General features: G+C 72.0%; 1 protein-coding gene. It reads right to left on the reverse strand.

Annotated features, from left to right (window positions below):
* Positions 1-72: 72 nt before the first annotated feature.
* On the reverse strand, positions 73-739 hold a 667-nt coding region (locus H483_RS27465; protein ID WP_017836509.1), incomplete at its 5' end, for a DUF2339 domain-containing protein.

Raw genomic sequence — 739 nt, forward strand, 5'->3', positions numbered from 1 at the left:
CGATCCGGACGAGGTCGACCATCCGGAGGTCGAGGTACTGATGTCCGGCGCCCAGCCGCGCGCGTTCCGCGTCTACGTCGGCGATCCGCTGCCCGACGGCTCGGTCTCCCTGCGGTAGCGGACGGCCACCGCGAGCATCACCGCGCCGACGGCGATGAACGACAGCACACGGAACAGTCCCGGCAGGGTGGCCAGGTCGAGCAGGAGCAGCTTCGCCAGCGCGAGGGAGCCCAGGACGAACCCGAGTCGACGCGCATCGGCGATCCGCGGGTTCGCGGTGAGGACGAGCCAGGCCGCGCAGCAGATCCACAGCACCGTCACCACCAGGTGTGCGGCGAGGAACCCGTTCCGCGCCACCCCGGTGAGGTCACCGATCACGACGCCGGCCGCGACCACCATCACCGAGAAGGCCGCCAGGGCCACGACGGCGCCCACCATCATCACGCGCGTCGACTCGCGGGGCAGGCGGCGGCGCGCCCACCACGTCACGGCGACCGCCAGCGCCGTGATGGCGAACGCGGAGACCACGTCCCAGTAGGTGAACTCGCGGACCGCGAGGCGGTCGCTCAGTACGAGGTGCGGTCGGTTGACGGCCGCGTAGACGAGCACGGCGATCACGGAGGCGGCCGCGGCCACCAGGTCCACCCAGCGTCGTCCCCACAGGCCGGCGGACACGACGTACGCCAGGGCGCTCAGGGTCAGAGCGAATCCGGTGAGCTCGCGCCCTCCCAGTTCGACC

The organism is Dietzia sp. UCD-THP (assembly GCF_000349585.1).
Taxonomy (GTDB): domain Bacteria; phylum Actinomycetota; class Actinomycetes; order Mycobacteriales; family Mycobacteriaceae; genus Dietzia; species Dietzia natronolimnaea_A.